The sequence below is a fragment of the Parabacteroides merdae ATCC 43184 genome (assembly GCF_025151215.1).
In the GTDB taxonomy this organism is placed as follows: domain Bacteria; phylum Bacteroidota; class Bacteroidia; order Bacteroidales; family Tannerellaceae; genus Parabacteroides; species Parabacteroides merdae.
Map to the genome: position 1 here is coordinate 4138973 of NZ_CP102286.1, position 15109 is coordinate 4154081.

At 47.9% G+C, this 15109-nt stretch carries 12 protein-coding genes and 1 tRNA gene; 6 read left to right on the forward strand and 7 right to left on the reverse strand.

Going from position 1 to position 15109, the window contains the following annotated elements; all coding sequences use genetic code 11:
* Positions 1 to 64 precede the first annotated feature (64 nt).
* The 3 genes from NQ542_RS16765 (at position 65) to NQ542_RS16775 (ending at position 6003) form a co-directional block, all read left to right on the forward strand.
* A complete protein-coding gene (locus NQ542_RS16765; protein WP_039849964.1) occupies positions 65 to 2116 on the forward strand; it encodes a family 20 glycosylhydrolase in 2052 nt (683 codons plus the stop codon).
* 328 nt (positions 2117 to 2444) lie between these two features.
* Positions 2445 to 5105 carry a glycoside hydrolase family 2 TIM barrel-domain containing protein gene (locus tag NQ542_RS16770; RefSeq protein WP_005637543.1) on the forward strand — a complete coding sequence of 887 codons (2661 nt, stop codon included), beginning with the start codon at positions 2445 to 2447 and terminating at the stop codon, positions 5103 to 5105.
* A gap of 109 nt (positions 5106 to 5214) precedes the next feature.
* Positions 5215 to 6003, forward strand: coding sequence for a glycoside hydrolase family 16 protein (locus NQ542_RS16775; RefSeq protein WP_005637541.1), 789 nt, complete (start codon positions 5215 to 5217; stop codon positions 6001 to 6003).
* Here NQ542_RS16775 and NQ542_RS17980 read toward each other — a convergent pair.
* On the reverse strand, positions 5941 to 6129 hold the full coding sequence (locus NQ542_RS17980) for a ribonuclease HepT family protein (RefSeq protein ID WP_230199212.1): 189 nt from the start codon (positions 6127 to 6129) through the stop codon (positions 5941 to 5943). The two genes, NQ542_RS16775 and NQ542_RS17980, sit on opposite strands and share 63 nt — an antisense overlap.
* A gap of 180 nt (positions 6130 to 6309) precedes the next feature.
* Between NQ542_RS17980 and NQ542_RS16780 the strand changes: the two genes are divergently transcribed.
* The 3 genes from NQ542_RS16780 to NQ542_RS16790 all read left to right on the forward strand — a co-directional run bounded on the left by NQ542_RS16780 (position 6310) and on the right by NQ542_RS16790 (position 8633).
* The gene (locus tag NQ542_RS16780) at positions 6310 to 7524 is read left to right on the forward strand and encodes an aminotransferase class V-fold PLP-dependent enzyme (protein WP_005637540.1); all 1215 of its coding nucleotides are present in this window, start codon (positions 6310 to 6312) and stop codon (positions 7522 to 7524) included.
* A 23-nt stretch (positions 7525 to 7547) separates the two neighbouring features.
* Positions 7548 to 7952 carry a VanZ family protein gene (locus NQ542_RS16785; RefSeq protein WP_005637539.1) on the forward strand — a complete coding sequence of 135 codons (405 nt, stop codon included), beginning with the start codon at positions 7548 to 7550 and terminating at the stop codon, positions 7950 to 7952.
* Between the two features lie 81 nt (positions 7953 to 8033).
* On the forward strand, positions 8034 to 8633 hold the full coding sequence (locus NQ542_RS16790) for a ribonuclease HII (RefSeq protein WP_005637538.1): 600 nt from the start codon (positions 8034 to 8036) through the stop codon (positions 8631 to 8633).
* Positions 8634 to 9263: 630 nt separating this feature from the next.
* Here the strand turns inward: NQ542_RS16790 and NQ542_RS16795 are convergent.
* The 6 genes from NQ542_RS16795 to rpsT all read right to left on the reverse strand — a co-directional run bounded on the left by NQ542_RS16795 (position 9264) and on the right by rpsT (position 15097).
* The gene (locus tag NQ542_RS16795) at positions 9264 to 9692 is read right to left on the reverse strand and encodes a SufE family protein (protein ID WP_005637535.1); all 429 of its coding nucleotides are present in this window, start codon (positions 9690 to 9692) and stop codon (positions 9264 to 9266) included.
* Positions 9693 to 9706: 14 nt separating this feature from the next.
* Positions 9707 to 10705 carry a M28 family peptidase gene (locus NQ542_RS16800; protein ID WP_005637533.1) on the reverse strand — a complete coding sequence of 333 codons (999 nt, stop codon included), beginning with the start codon at positions 10703 to 10705 and terminating at the stop codon, positions 9707 to 9709.
* A 10-nt stretch (positions 10706 to 10715) separates the two neighbouring features.
* The gene (locus NQ542_RS16805) at positions 10716 to 12494 is read right to left on the reverse strand and encodes a gamma-glutamyl-gamma-aminobutyrate hydrolase family protein (protein ID WP_005637532.1); all 1779 of its coding nucleotides are present in this window, start codon (positions 12492 to 12494) and stop codon (positions 10716 to 10718) included.
* 95 nt (positions 12495 to 12589) lie between these two features.
* Entirely contained in the window at positions 12590 to 14545 is a 1956-nt protein-coding gene (gene gyrB, locus NQ542_RS16810) for a DNA topoisomerase (ATP-hydrolyzing) subunit B (RefSeq protein WP_005637531.1), read from the reverse strand.
* Positions 14546 to 14707: 162 nt separating this feature from the next.
* A tRNA-Glu gene (locus NQ542_RS16815) sits at positions 14708 to 14779 on the reverse strand.
* A gap of 60 nt (positions 14780 to 14839) precedes the next feature.
* Positions 14840 to 15097: a 30S ribosomal protein S20 gene (gene rpsT / locus NQ542_RS16820; protein ID WP_005637528.1), complete on the reverse strand. Its 258-nt coding sequence runs from the start codon at positions 15095 to 15097 to the stop codon at positions 14840 to 14842.
* Positions 15098 to 15109 lie beyond the last annotated feature (12 nt).

A 15109-nucleotide genomic window follows, 5' to 3' on the forward strand; every position in this document is an offset into this window, starting at 1 on the left:
TCTTCTTTTATTTATTAGGACTTTCTTTTTGAGTCCCGTATCTTTGATAAAAATAACGTATATCATGAAAATACAACTATTAATCATAAGTCTGTTGTTTATGACAAATGGCTTCTGTGCCCGTGGCTTGGACAAGGCGTTTCAGCTCCTGCCCCAACCTCAATCTGTCGAACTGCTTCCGGGAAAAGGAATTATGTATACCGATCTTAAATTTGTATCGGCCGCATCAGACACACTTGTCCCTATATTGGGAGCGTTGACGGATGTCCTTCCCCGTGCAGGACATATGGGAAAGGGATTGTTCTTACAACTTTCCGAATCGAACGTGCCTGATTCGCCCGAAGGATATGTTTTGGAGGTGAATGATAAAGGTGTGACAGTCACGGCCCGCACAGAAGCCGGACTGTTTTACGGTTGCCAAACGTTAGAGCAGTTGTTGGAAGATAGCCGGGATTTTGACCTGGAAATTCCGCAGATGAAGATAACTGATTATCCGGCTATCGCCTACCGTGCCGTCCATCTTGATACGAAGCATCATCTGGACCGGATGGAATATTATTACCGGATGATCGACAGGTTGGCACGTTATAAAGTGAATGCGATTATCTGGGAACTGGAAGATAAACTGCGCTTTACTCGCCGTCCGGAAGTCGCAGCTCCGAATGCGATCAGCAAGCAGGAGATGCAGGCGCTCTGCCGGTATGCGAAGGAACGGAATGTCGAGATCTGTCCACTTGTGCAAGGACTCGGCCATGCCGGTTTTATATTGAAACATCATTGGGAACTGCGTGAGAATCCGGACAGCGATTGGGAATTCTGTCCGTCCGATCCGCGTACATACGAGGTGCAGTTCGATCTTTATCTGGATGCGCTTGAAGCCATGCCGTACGGGAAATATCTGCATGTCGGTGGGGATGAGATCACGGCGATCGGAATCGACGACCGTTGCAAGGCTACAGGCAAGACTGCTTTCGAATTGCAGATGATCTGGTTGAAGAATGTCTGCCAGTTTGCTGTAGACCATGGTCGTATTCCTATATTTTGGGATGATATGCCGTTAAAATATGCCGGTATATGGGAACTTGCGTTAAGCGATAAATCCGAAGAGGAAGTGGTGAAGGTCTGGAACACCGACAAACTGGATGAGGCGATCGGTTTGTTTCCGAAAGAATGCGTGTATATGCGTTGGAAATATGAGGATGCGACGACGCCTGCCCATCGACGCCTTTTGGAATGGTATCATGATAAGGGGCTGAAGGTGATGGGGGCGACGGCTGCTTCTGCCGGTGACTCGCCTTTTATGCCGCGCCGGAATACCCGTTCGGAATACGTGAAAGGATTCAGCCAGTTGGTTGCCGACAATCAACTGGAAGGAATATTGGCGACTGCTTGGGATGACGGTTCGCCGCATCTGGAAACGGTATGGAGGGGGTTCATTGCACAAGGAGAATTCGGTTGGAATCCGTCGGCACGGGATATCGAAGCGTTTAAAAAAGCACATGCACAGCGGGAATATGGTTTTCGCCCGGAGGATAACCGGATGGCCTTTCTGGATGAACTGGAGAAGGCGGTCTTTTTCTTCGATGGCGCGTTGGTGACTTCCGGACGCCGCAATCCGGCGTGGGGCACGACTGCTTTCACATTGATGGAGTTGCCGGACAAGACGAAACCGGGGGCATGGAGCGAACTGTATAAAGATAAAATTGCACAGGCAAAGATTGAAGCCGGACGTTACGAGAAGATAGTCCAGGGTATCAGAACGGCGCAGGCGGAGGCATTACGCAATCGCTATACGCTGCAAGTCTATGAACAGACGAATAACCTGCAAAACTATCCGGTGCGCCTCATCCTGGCCTTGAACGCTTATGACACGGCAAAGGACGATGCAGCCCGGGAAGCGGCTTTGGAGAAAGTCGCAGAGGTGTGTAGTTATTTCGATGTCATGCGCTCCAACCTGGAATCGGTCTATTCCGAAACTCGCTTCATGGAGCAGCCTGAAGGTTTCATCTCTGATCTGAACCATCACAATCATCTGGCTTCTAAAACGAACAATAGCGATTGGTGGTATTATTACGAGATTCCGATGGTGAAGAAAGTCCGCGCGTGGATGAAATAGTCGTACGGAATGACCAAAAAAATAATTTGGACACTTTGTACGACATCAAACCCTTCAAAAAAATGAATTGGACACTTTGTGGCTTACAAAACGTCCCCTCAAAATAATTTGAACACTTTGTACAGCTTCAAAACGTTCAAAAAAATATTTTGGCCTCATTGAAGTACTTCAATGGCCTCACTGGAGATTTCGGGGGCGTTGTCGGGCGACAATAAGAACAAACGATCTGTTCTAATGATGCATAAAAATAAAATGGTGTAAATCATCATTTATGTGTACGTCATTATATTAATATATCACTTAATGAAAAATTATAAATATTCATATCATGAAGAAAATTACATTCAGTATCCTGTTTGTCTGGCTTAGCCTGTCCCTGTGGGCAGCCCGGCAGCCGGAGTTTTCGACAGCCGGCTTTTTCCGCCTCGATAATAGCGGGCGGGAAGTCTATTCGATGAATCCTGCCTGGCGCTTCCATAAAGGTGCGGTGGAAGGTGCGGAAACAAAAGAATTTAATGATAAAGACTGGACGGTTGTCTCCCTGCCGGACGGTATCGAATATTTGCCGACCGAGGCGAGTGGTTGTATCAATTACCAAGGGGAGGTCTGGTATCGCAAGCATTTTACGCCCGATGCCGCTCTGAAAGGGAAGAAACTTTTTCTGCATTTCGAGGCCATTATGGGCAAAAGTAAGGTGTTCGTGAACGGCAAACTGTTGACGGAGCATTTCGGCGGTTACCTGCCTGTCATAGCCGATGTGACGGATGTGCTGGATTGGAATGGCGATAATGTGATTGCCGTCTGGGCGGATAACAGCGACGATCCTTCCTATCCTCCCGGAAAGGCGCAGGACGTGTTGGACTATACCTATTTCGGCGGCATCTACCGGGATTGCTGGTTGATCGCGCATAACAATGTGTTTATCACCGATCCAAATTATGAAAACGAGGTAGCAGGAGGCGGCTTGTTCGTCGCTTTCGGAAAGGTTTCGGATGCCTTGGCGGAAGTTCAGTTAAAGATACATGTGCGCAATGCTACGAAGAACCCTTTTTCCGGTCGGGTGGAATATATGCTGTTGCAGCCGGATGGCACCGAAGTCGCCCGGCTGAGTGACAAGATACAGGTGAAGGTGGGTAGGGCAACTACTGTTTCCGACCGGATGCCGGTGAAGCAGCCGATGCTTTGGACCCCTTCGACACCGACCTTGTATAACCTGCTGGTGCGGGTACTTGATAAGGAAGGAAATGTGATCGACGGTTACCGCCGCCGTATCGGAATCCGCAGCATTGAGTTTAAAGGGAAAGACGGCTTCTACCTGAATGGCAGACCGTACGGCAAACCGTTGATCGGAGCTAACCGCCACCAGGATTTTGCGGTTGTCGGAAACGCTGTCGCAAATAGTATTCATTGGCGGGATGCCAAGAAACTGAAAGATGTCGGGATGGAGATCATCCGTAATGCTCACTGTCCGCAAGATCCGGCTTTTATGGACGCCTGCGATGAGTTGGGCTTGTTCGTGATCGTCAATACGCCCGGCTGGCAGTTCTGGAATGACGCGCCCGAATTTGCACAGCGTGTGTATAGCGATATCCGCAATGTCGTGCGCCGCGACCGTAACCATCCTTCGGTCTGGCTGTGGGAACCGATCCTGAACGAGACTTGGTATCCGGCTGATTTCGCCAAGAACACCCGTGATATCGTGGATGCCGAATATCCGTATCCTTATTGTTATAGCGGAAGTGACAGCGAAGCACGCGGGCATGAGAATTTCCCGGTCTATTTTGCCCATCCCGCCAATATGCAGGATGCTTCGAAAGAGATCGATCCGACGAAGACCTACTTTACCCGCGAATGGGGCGACAATGTGGATGATTGGAGCTCACACAATTCGCCGAGTCGTGTAGCCCGTAACTGGGGAGAACAGCCGATGCGCGTACAGGCACAGCATTATGCCTGCCCTTATTATCCGGTGACCAGCTACGATGTTCTTTATAAGCAGTCTCCGCAGCATGTCGGCGGTTGTCTCTGGCATTCGTTCGACCATCAGCGCGGTTACCATCCTGATCCTTTCTATGGTGGTTTGATGGATGTCTTCCGCCAGCCGAAATATTCATATTATATGTTTATGGCGCAACGTCCGGCAGTCAAGAATGACCGAAATGCCGGAAGCGGGCCGATGGTGTATATCGCCCATGAGATGACGCCTTTCTCCGGCAAGGATGTAACGGTCTATTCCAATTGTGACGAGGTTCGTCTCACGTTCAACAAGGGTGGAAAGACTTATACTTATAAGAAAGACAAGAACCGTCCCGGAATGCCTTCTCCGGTTATCACTTTCCCGGATGTCTATGATTTTATGGTGGACAAGGCTTTTTCAAGAACTCAAAAACAAGATGATGTCTATCTGCTTGCCGAGGGTTTGATCGACGGCAAGGTCGTAGCTACACATAAAGTCGTACCTGCCCGTCGCCCCGAAAAAATCCTGTTGTGGATGGATAATGAAGGCACGGACCTGAAAGCCGATGGTTCCGATTTCGTTACGGTAGTGGCAGCCGTCGCTGATAAGAATGGGAATATCAAACGGCTGAATAACTATAATATCCGTTTTTCTATTGAAGGTGAAGGACGTTTGTTAGGTGGTCCAGGAGTACTGGCAAATCCGGTTCCCGTAAAATGGGGAACTGCGCCTGTCTTGGTTCAGTCTACCTTGAAACCGGGTAAGATACGGATTACGGCGAGTGTCCTGTTCGAAGGTTCGCAAATGCCGATAAGTGGTGAACTTGAGTTCGAATCGAAGCCGTCTGTTTTCCCGTTGGTCTATGATGCTGCGGATGCTGCCCGCATCCCGCTTGGTAGTGCTTCGGCCGGACAGAACACCGCTTCCAAAACGGATGCAGAACGGGAAGTGGAACGTCTGCGCAAGGAGTTGAACACCTTGAAACTTAAAGAGGTGGAACGGCAGCAGTCGGAGTTTGGTGAAAAAGAGTAGTTATAAAATGCAGAGGTACGGAGTTGGATGTTTAAAATGAACAGGATTCTCTGTACCTTTGCGTTGAAAAGAACTATTTTTGCAAAAAAATAAAAATAGGTTGATAATAATGAAGCAAGGATTATTCACATTAGGACTGTCAGTGGCTCTGTCGATTATGGCAGGTTGCCGGTCGCAACAGGAAGGGTGGAAATTGGTTTGGGAGGAAAACTTCGACCAGGAGGATCATTTCGATGAGGCTTCGTGGAGTAAGATACCGCGTGGAAAGTCAGACTGGAATAATTATATGTCGGACTTCGATTCCTGCTATACTATGCGCGATGGCAATTTGGTTTTGCGTGGATTAGTCAATTACAGTTTGCCGGCTGACACGGCTCCTTTTATCACGGGGGGCGTTTATACGAAGGGCAAGGTCGGTTTTTCCGACGGGCGCCTGGATATCCGTGCCAAGTTGTATGGGGCAACTGGCGCATGGCCAGCATTCTGGTTGTTGCCAGAAAATGAGGGTTGGCCGAATGGTGGCGAGATCGACATCATGGAACGCTTGAATAATGATACGATTGCTTATCAGACCGTTCATTCTGCCTATACGTACACTTTGGGAATCAAAGATAACCCGAAGCAGGGCGGTATCGGTTTTATCAACCGCGATGATTATAATGTCTATAGTGTAGAAATGTATCAGGACAGTCTCGTTTTCTTTATCAACGAAACCCGCACCTTCGCTTATCCTCGCATCGAGACGGACAAGGAAGGCCAGTTCCCGTTCACAGACAAAAAGTTTTATCTGTTGCTCGACATGCAGTTAGGCGGAAGCTGGGTAGGAGCAGTCGATTCATCGGATCTGCCTGTCGAGATGGAGATCGACTGGGTGCGTTTCTATCAGAAGAAGAAATGAAAAGGGGAGGGGGTATTCGGATAAATCGGACAACTTGGAGATGATCGCCTTTTTTAGCGATTGGAGTTCATTACTTAATATCCACCAGATAACATCAATATCAATTTCAAAATAATGATGGACCACAATGTCCCGCAGACCTTTAATTCTTTATCATGACACATCTTAGAGTGTTTCCGTTTGAAACAAAAGCATAAATTTGATTAGTACAAACAAAACTTTTAGCTTATAAACTGTATGAATAGTATATTTTACTGTTAAACATACTATCTTTGACGCTTGTTATTAAGTTAAATAGTTACAGTCATGTTAGATGTACAGTCTATCCGGAAGGATTTCCCGATTCTGGATCATAAGATATACGATAAGCCGCTTATTTACTTCGACAACGGAGCGACAACCCAGAAGCCACGCTGTGTGGTGGAAAAGATCGAGAGTGGCTATTATAATGTGAATGCCAATATTCACCGCGGCGTTCATTTCCTGAGCCAGGCGGCGACGGAAGCGCATGAGGATGCACGCAAGACCGTGCAGCAATTCCTGAACGCCCGCTCTTCCAACGAGATTATTTTCACGCGTGGGACGACAGAGGCGATCAACCTGATTGCTTCCAGCTTTACCGACGAATGTATGTCGGCCGGTGACGAAGTGATCGTTTCGGTGATGGAACACCATTCCAATATCGTTCCCTGGCAGATACAGGCTGCCCGTAAAGGGATCACGTTGAAAGTGATTCCGATGAATGAAAAAGGCGAGTTGTGCATGGACACGTTCCGTAGTCTTTTTTCGGAACGGACAAAACTTGTCTCGGTTACACATGTGTCGAATGTGCTCGGTACGATCAATCCGGTAAAGGAGATTATCGAAGAAGCCCATAATCACGAGGTTCCGGTACTGATCGACGGAGCGCAAGCCGTTCCCCATCTGAAAGTGGATGTGCAGGATTTGGATGCCGAGTTCTATGTGTTCTCCGGTCATAAGATTTACGGTCCTACCGGTATCGGTGTCCTGTATGGCAAGGAAGAATGGCTGGACAAGTTGCCTCCGTACCAGGGAGGAGGGGAGATGATTGCTTCCGTGTCTTTTGAAAAGACGACTTTCAACGAATTGCCTTTCAAGTTCGAGGCCGGAACGCCTGATTATATAGGAAGTACGGCTTTGGCGGAAGCCTTGCGCTATGTTGGTCGTTTGGGAATGGACAATATTGCGGCCTATGAAGACGAGTTGCTTCGTTATGCGACCGATAAGCTGAATGCGATCGACGGTATGCGCATTTTCGGACAGGCGGCGCATAAAGGGGCGGTACTTTCTTTTCTGGTAGGCAATATCCATCATTATGATATGGGGATGTTGCTGGACCGTTTGGGCATTGCAGTCCGTACCGGACATCATTGTGCCCAGCCGTTGATGCAGGATTTAGGTATTGAGGGGACGGTTCGAGCCTCTTTCTCGTTCTATAATACAAAAGAAGAAATAGACGCTTTTGCCGCCGGTATCGAACGGGTGCGGAAGATGTTCTGAATATATTGAATGGAGTAATAGTGATGTTGTATTACCTGAAGAAATATCCGATCTCCCTGACGATTATCGCAGTGGTGATCTATCTCTCTTTCTTTAAACCGCCTTCTCTGGAGGTCGGAAAAATCGTGGGGATAGACAAGGTGGCTCATCTCTGTATGTATGCCGGCTTGTCCGGTATGCTGTGGATCGAGTTCCTGCGCAACCATCGCAAATACGACGATGTGTTGTGGCATGCTTGGATCGGAGCCGTCCTGTGCCCGGTCTTGATGAGCGGAGCAATCGAACTTTTGCAGGAATATTGTACGACATACCGTGGTGGCGACTGGTTCGATTTCCTTGCGAATATCTGCGGTGTTACTCTCGCTACGCTGTTTTCTTACTTCGTCCTCCGTCCCTGGATAATGAAGAGAAAGACTGGTATTCATTAGTTTATGTATTTATCCATTTGTTGTGGGATTACCGACAAGATCCCGCCATTTGATGAATTTGATAGAAGAAGTTGATTAACCATGTTATTATCCTACTTAGAAGCAAATCGTATAGAGGCCGGCTGTGATGAGGCCGGCCGTGGATGTTTGGCGGGTTCGGTGTATGCCGCTGCGGTTATCTTACCGCCGGACTTTCATAATGAAGATTTAAATGACAGCAAGCAATTGAGCGAAAAGAAACGTTATGCACTCCGTCCGATTATCGAGCGGGAGGCGATTGCTTGGGCTGTTGGTATCGTTACGCCTGAAGAAATCGACAGGATCAATATCCTGAAAGCCTCTTTCCTTGCCATGCACCGGGCCATTGACCAGTTGAAGGTCAAGCCGGAACATTTGTTGATCGACGGGAACCGCTTTACGCCTTATCCCGGTCTCAAACATACGACTGTCGTAAAAGGAGACGGCAAATATCTAAGCATTGCCGCCGCTTCCATCCTGGCGAAAACCTATCGTGACGATTATATGGACAGTCTCGACCGGGAATATCCCGCCTATCATTGGAAGGAAAACAAAGGCTATCCCACAAAAGCCCATCGTGAAGCCATCCGGGAATGCGGGATAACTCCTTATCATCGCAAGACATTTACTTTGCTGCCGGAACAGTTGGAGTTGAAGTTCTGACGGAATTTTTATTTTTGTTTCTGTTTGATCAGCATGATGACCGGATTGGAATCTTCTTTCAATTCGGAGGCGATTTCTTTCAGTTTACCTTTTAGCCGATCTCTCTCATAATCATGAATGAGATCTGCCGCTTCTAAATGTTGCCAGGAAGGAATTTCGCCATTTATCGGTCTTCTTGAATTTAAGTAGACTGTTTCTTCGTCGGTATAATCTCCATTATAGACTTTGCTTCTGAAGAAAGCCTTTTAGGTTTTTCCCATTTCCTCTGTCACTGTGTCACTGATTTCTTTTTACAGGTTGATATTCAATTTGTTTCGTCTGTGATACATGCCCGTTTTCTCTATCACTGCCCTATCACCGGCAATAGCAGTTTTTCCCATCCCTGCAAATCACTCGATCATTTTCCAAAAAAAACGGCTGTAAAATAGGTAAAACCTGTTGGTTTTTATTGTCCGGCACGGTACTTTAGTTGCCGGACACCCCCATGTTGCCATCCTTTACATCCGGGTGTAGAGAGCTGGTACATCCGGGTGTTAAGGAGGGTAACATGGGGGTGTTTACGGAATTATGTGCTTGTCTTTGCTAAAAAAAGAAAGAGCTTTTTGATTTTAAACATAGGTGGTTTGGAGATCACCCTTGCTGTTCCTTAGTACGGAATGCCAGCGCGTACATGCGCATCTGCTTGACCATTGCCACCAGGCCGTTCGAGCGAGTAGGGCTGAGGTGCTCTTTCAAGCCGATCTTTTCAATGAAGTAAAGATCGGCATCCAGTATTTCCTGCGGGGTGTGGTCGGACAGGATGCTGATCAGCAAAGAGACGATCCCTTTGACGATTACCGCATCGCTCTCGCCTTTGAACAGGATCTTGCCATCTACGTAATCCGCCTGCAGCCAAACACGGCTCTGGCAACCTTCGATCAGGTTGCTTTCCGTTTTATACTTTTCCTCCAAAGGGGGAAGCGAGTTACCCAAGTCTATCAGTAACGCATACTTGTCCATCCAGTCGTCGAAGTCTGCAAACTCTTCGATGACGTTGTTTTGAAGTTCATTGATTGTCATTTCTTTTCTATCTTTTATCTGTTATATACAACTTCGAGTACTGTCTGGCCGACGGCTTTCAGTACGTTTTTGTCTATATTGCTCATGTTGTCGTTCTGCGTATGCCAATGGTCACGGAAACCTTTGTCCGAGTTCGGATCATAGTTGATGATATCCAGGCAAGGAATACCGGTTTCTTCGATGACTGCTTCATGGTCGTCTGTCACGCCTCCGCCGTTTGCGTTGATGAAATATTTGCCGTATCCTAAGTTACGGGCCGCTTCCCATACTTCATCCACATAACGGGCGGCATATTTCATCGAAATGTATTCTTTATAGAAGACCGCATCTTTGGCACCGACCATGTCGAGTAGAATACCGAATTCGGCTTTGTAGCCCGGTTTGTGCGGGTTCTTCCCCCAGAAGCGACTGCCGAGGCACCAGGTGTCGCTCGTGTCGTTGTACCTGTCTTTAGCAAATTCGGGGGTCCCGTAGTCTTCGGCATCAAAGAAGATGATGTCTACCCCTGTTTCGGGAGCCTTCATTCCTATTTGTCGGGCGATTTCCAACAAGGCGCCTACACCGCTTGCACCGTCATCAGCCCCATCCAACGGTTTCTTATGGTTGGCAGGGTCGGGATCGTGGTCTGAATAAGGACGCGTGTCCCAATGGGCGAAAAGCAGGATGCGTTTGTCTTTATCGGGATTGAAGGAACCGATGATGTTACGTGATTCCAATGGGGTTCCGTCGTAAGCTGTAAGTGTAGCTTCCTGTTCGTATACTTGTGCTCCGAAACGTTTCAGCTCGGATGCTAGGTAATCGCCACAAGCCTTATGGGCTGGCGTGTTCGGGACGCGATAACCGAATGATACTTGTTTCTCGACATAAGCATAAGCACTGTCCGCATCAAACAATGGGGCGGTTGTTGCTGGAGCTTTCTTTACTTCCGTTACGGGAACTGTTGTCTCGCTGGTTCCTTTCTGACCGCATGCGAACAGGGTCATGGAGAATAATAATAAAATCAGTTTAGTCATATCTTGTCGTTTATAAGGAGTTATCGGGAGCGGATTGCGCTTTGTTCATCACGCGCAACAGATTACCTCCCCATATTTTAGCAATATCATTTTCTGTATATCCTTCTTTTAGAAGACGCATTGTGATGTTTATCAGTTCATTGCTCGCCCGGCAGCCGATCAGTTCGCCGTCACCGTCAAAGTCGGAACCTATCCCGACATGGTTGATCCCGATCAGGTCCACGATGTGGTCGATATGACGGATCGCATCGCTCAGGGACGCTTTTTCGGCATCTTCGTTGATGAATCCTTTGTAGAGGCATATCTGTGCGACACCTCCCTGTTCGGCGAGCGCCTTCAGTTGTTCGTCCGTCAGGTTGCGCGGATGGTTGCAAAGCGCGCGGGCAGAAGAATGGGAGGCGATGATCGGGTAGGTGCTTGTTTCAAGTGCGTCATAAAAGGTACTTTCGGCGGCATGCGAGATATCGACCAATACCCCTGTCTCATTCATTTTGCGGACGACTTCTTTCCCGAAAGGACTGAGGCCGTTCCATTCCGCGTCTCCTCTTGCTGAGTCGCATATGTCGTTGCTCCCGTTGTGGCAGAGAGTGATATAGGAAACTCCCATTTTCCGGAAACGTGTGATATTCTCGATGTCCTTGCCTATCGCATATCCGTTTTCCACGCCTAACATGATCGCTTTCTTTCCGGCGGCTTTCAGTACGTGGACTTCCTGTGGCGTGTAGGCGATGCACATGCGTGTACGGTTCAACTCCATTTGCCGGTGTATTTCCTGCAGGCGGTTCATGGCGAAGTCCGTCGCTTTCAGCAGTGAAGCGTCGTCTCTCGGTCCCTGCGGAATATAGGCTACCATGATCGTCGCGTCAATCAGCCCCTCTTCCATGAAAGGGAGGTTTACCTTACCGCCTTCTTTCAACCCGATGTTGAATTCACCCGGAAAGATCATTGGAGTGTCGGTATGGGAGTCGAGCGTCACGTTCCTGTGGTGGATGTATTTGGCCTTTTTGAATAGGCGGGACGATTCGACATGATGCTTGAAAAGTTTCAACATCTGTTCATCGTCATTGGCAGCCATCGCTTCGGGGTGCCACTGGACACTGAATATTTCTTTTTCCGGATGCTCCATCGCTTCGTTGATCCCATCGGGAGCTGTCGCCGTAGTGATAAATTCGGGAGCCGGCTCTTTGATTGCCTGGTGATGAAAAGAGTTGACCAAAAGTTCTTTTTCACTGTCCAGCATGGTGCGGAGCTTAGAGGGGCCTTCGTTCAGTGTGACGGAATGGGAAACCTGTTCGCGGGAAAGCGTCTGGCTGTGTTTCAGTAGCTTTTGATTGTGTTGGGTATGGATATCCTGGTATACGTTGCCGCCAAATGCGACGTTCAGTATCTGGTGGCCGCGGCATATTCCCATGACCGGCAACTGGCGGTTGGTCGCCAAGCGGAGCAGTATCAGGTCGTATTCATCCCGGTAGGTATCTACATCCTGCAAGGCGGGAATTGGTTCTTCCTGCATGTAAAGCGGGTTGATATCGCCACCACCGCTCATGACCAGCCCGTCCAACCCGTTCACTATTGCCGTCAACGCTTCGATATCCGTAATGACCGGGATCAGAACCGGAGCACCTCCAGCTTTCAGTACCGCCTGTACATAGGTTTCTGCTATGCAGGAAAGTCCGTCTTTCCGATTGGCGGATATTCCTATACGGGGAGGTTGAAGATTTTCTTTTTTCGGAATATAATGATCTACTTCCCTGTAGATGGCCTCTAAATTCGGACGACGGAGCTTCATGTATTTATGATTTATGATTTATAATTTCTGAATTATGATTTATAATTTATGATTTATTATCGGTGCATAAATCATAAATTATAAATCATAAATCTTTACGCATCGATGTTTGCGTACGTTGCATTTTCTTCGATGAATTCGCGGCGCGGGCCGACATCTTCACCCATCAGCATGGCGAATATCTGGTCAGCTTCGGCAGCACTGTCGATCGTGATCTGTTTCAGCGTACGGTTTTCCGGGTTCATGGTCGTATCCCACAACTGATGGTCGTTCATTTCTCCCAAACCTTTGTATCGCTGTGTGTGGATCTGGTTTTCGTTACCGCCGCCATATTTGTCGATGAATGCTTGACGTTGTTGGTCAGTCCAGCAATATTCTTCCACTTTGCCTTTCTTGCATAGGTAGAGAGGAGGAGTGGCCAGATAGACATATCCGTTTTCGATCAGCGCACGCATACGGCGGAAGAAGAAAGTAAGAATCAGGGTGGCAATGTGGCTTCCGTCCACATCGGCATCGGTCATGATAATCACTTTGTGGTAGCGCAGTTTGCTCAGGTTTAATTCTTTCGGATCTTCTTCGGTACCGATGGTGACACCCATTGCGCGGAAGATATTCTGGATTTCTTCGCTTTCGAATACCTTGTGGTCCATCGCCTTTTCGACGTTTAGGATCTTACCGCGGAGCGGCAGGATGGCCTGGAAGTTACGGTCGCGTCCCTGCTTGGCTGTACCGCCTGCAGAGTCTCCTTCGACGAGGAACAGCTCGCAAAGTGCGGCGTCCTTTGAAGAACAGTCGGCCAGCTTACCGGGAAGACCGCCGCCTGTCATCGGTGATTTGCGCTGTACCAGTTCGCGAGCTTTGCGGGCAGCCTGGCGTGCTTGGGCTGCAAGGATCACTTTGTCGACGATTATCTTGGCTTCCTTAGGATGTTCTTCCAGGTAGTAGCCCAATGCTTCGCCGATAGCCTGGTCTACGGCACCGGTTACTTCGTTGTTTCCCAACTTTGTCTTGGTCTGCCCTTCGAACTGTGGCTCTGCCACTTTAATAGAGATGACCGCTGTCAGACCTTCGCGGAAGTCGTCGCCGGAGATTTCAACCTTTGCTTTTTCAAGCAGCTTGGAGTCGTCGGCATATTTTTTTAGCGTACGGGTCAAACCGCGGCGGAAACCGGCCAGGTGAGTACCTCCTTCTATGGTGTTGATATCGTTTACATACGAAAATACGCTTTCGTTGAATGAAGTGTTGTAAGTCATGGCGACTTCGACCGGAATACCCTGCTTTTCCGTAACGATGTGGATCACATCCGGGATCAGTTGCTCTTTGGAGCGGTCGATGTAGCGAACGAATTCTTTCAACCCTTCTTCCGAACGGAATATTTCAGATTTGTAGCTGCCGTCTTCCTTTACGACGCGTTTATCTGTCAGGCTAAGTGTGATGCCTGCATTCAGGAATGCCAGCTCGCGCAGACGTGCAGCTAAAATCTCGTACTTATACTCGGTCACGGAGAAGATACTTCCGTCCGGTTTGAACATGATGGTTGTACCGGTCACATCTGTCTCGCCGATCACTTCGATAGAATGAAGTGGCTTACCACAGGAGAATTCCTGCATGTGGACTTTTCCATCGCGGCGGACTTCTGCTCTCAGGTAAGTGGAAAGTGCGTTTACACAGGATACACCTACGCCGTGCAAACCTCCTGAAACCTTGTAAGAGCCTTTGTCGAATTTACCTCCTGCATGGAGCACGGTCAATACGACTTCAAGCGCTGACACGCCTTCTTTCTCATGAATATCTACCGGAATACCACGGCCATCGTCTGTAACAGAGATGGAGTTATCTTCGTTTATCACTACGTCAACTTGGGTACAAAATCCGGCCAGTGCTTCGTCAATAGAGTTGTCAACAACTTCGTATACTAAATGGTGGAGACCTTTCTCGCTGGTATCGCCAATATACATGGACGGTCTCTTACGCACTGCCTCTAACCCTTCAAGTACCTGAATACTATCCGCAGAGTACTCTGTGGAAGTATTCTTAATTTCTTCACTCATGAGTCTTTATCGTTTAAAATCTGTAATTATCTGTCTGTCTAAAAAAGCTAACAAATATAGTGAAAATAATTAACTTAGAAGGTATAGGGAGTGTGAAAATAGTCAAACGGAGGTGTATAACAAAAAAAGAGACAAAGTCAAACTTTGTCTCTTTAAAAAAGGTAGCCCGTGGGGGAATCGAACCCCCCTTTCAAGAATGAAAATCTTGCGTCCTAACCGATAGACGAACGGGCCATCAGGTTTAAAAAAGCCGGGCTAACCAGTCCGGCTTTATACTATATAAAGTATAATACCTTATTTTGCAAGTGCGTTGACGTGCTTCGCTAATTTGGATTTCAAGTTGCCTGCCTTATTCTTGTGAATAATGTGTTTTTTAGCAAGCTTATCCAACATAGAGCACACCTTCGGGAACAGAACCTGAGCTTCGTTCTTATCTTCAGTAGCACGCAAAACTCTCATTGCATTTCTTGCAGTCTTAGCATAATATCTATTATGCAGACGCTTTGCGTTGGTCTGTCTGATTCTCTTAATTGATGACTTGTGATTTGCCATTTCTTAGCTATT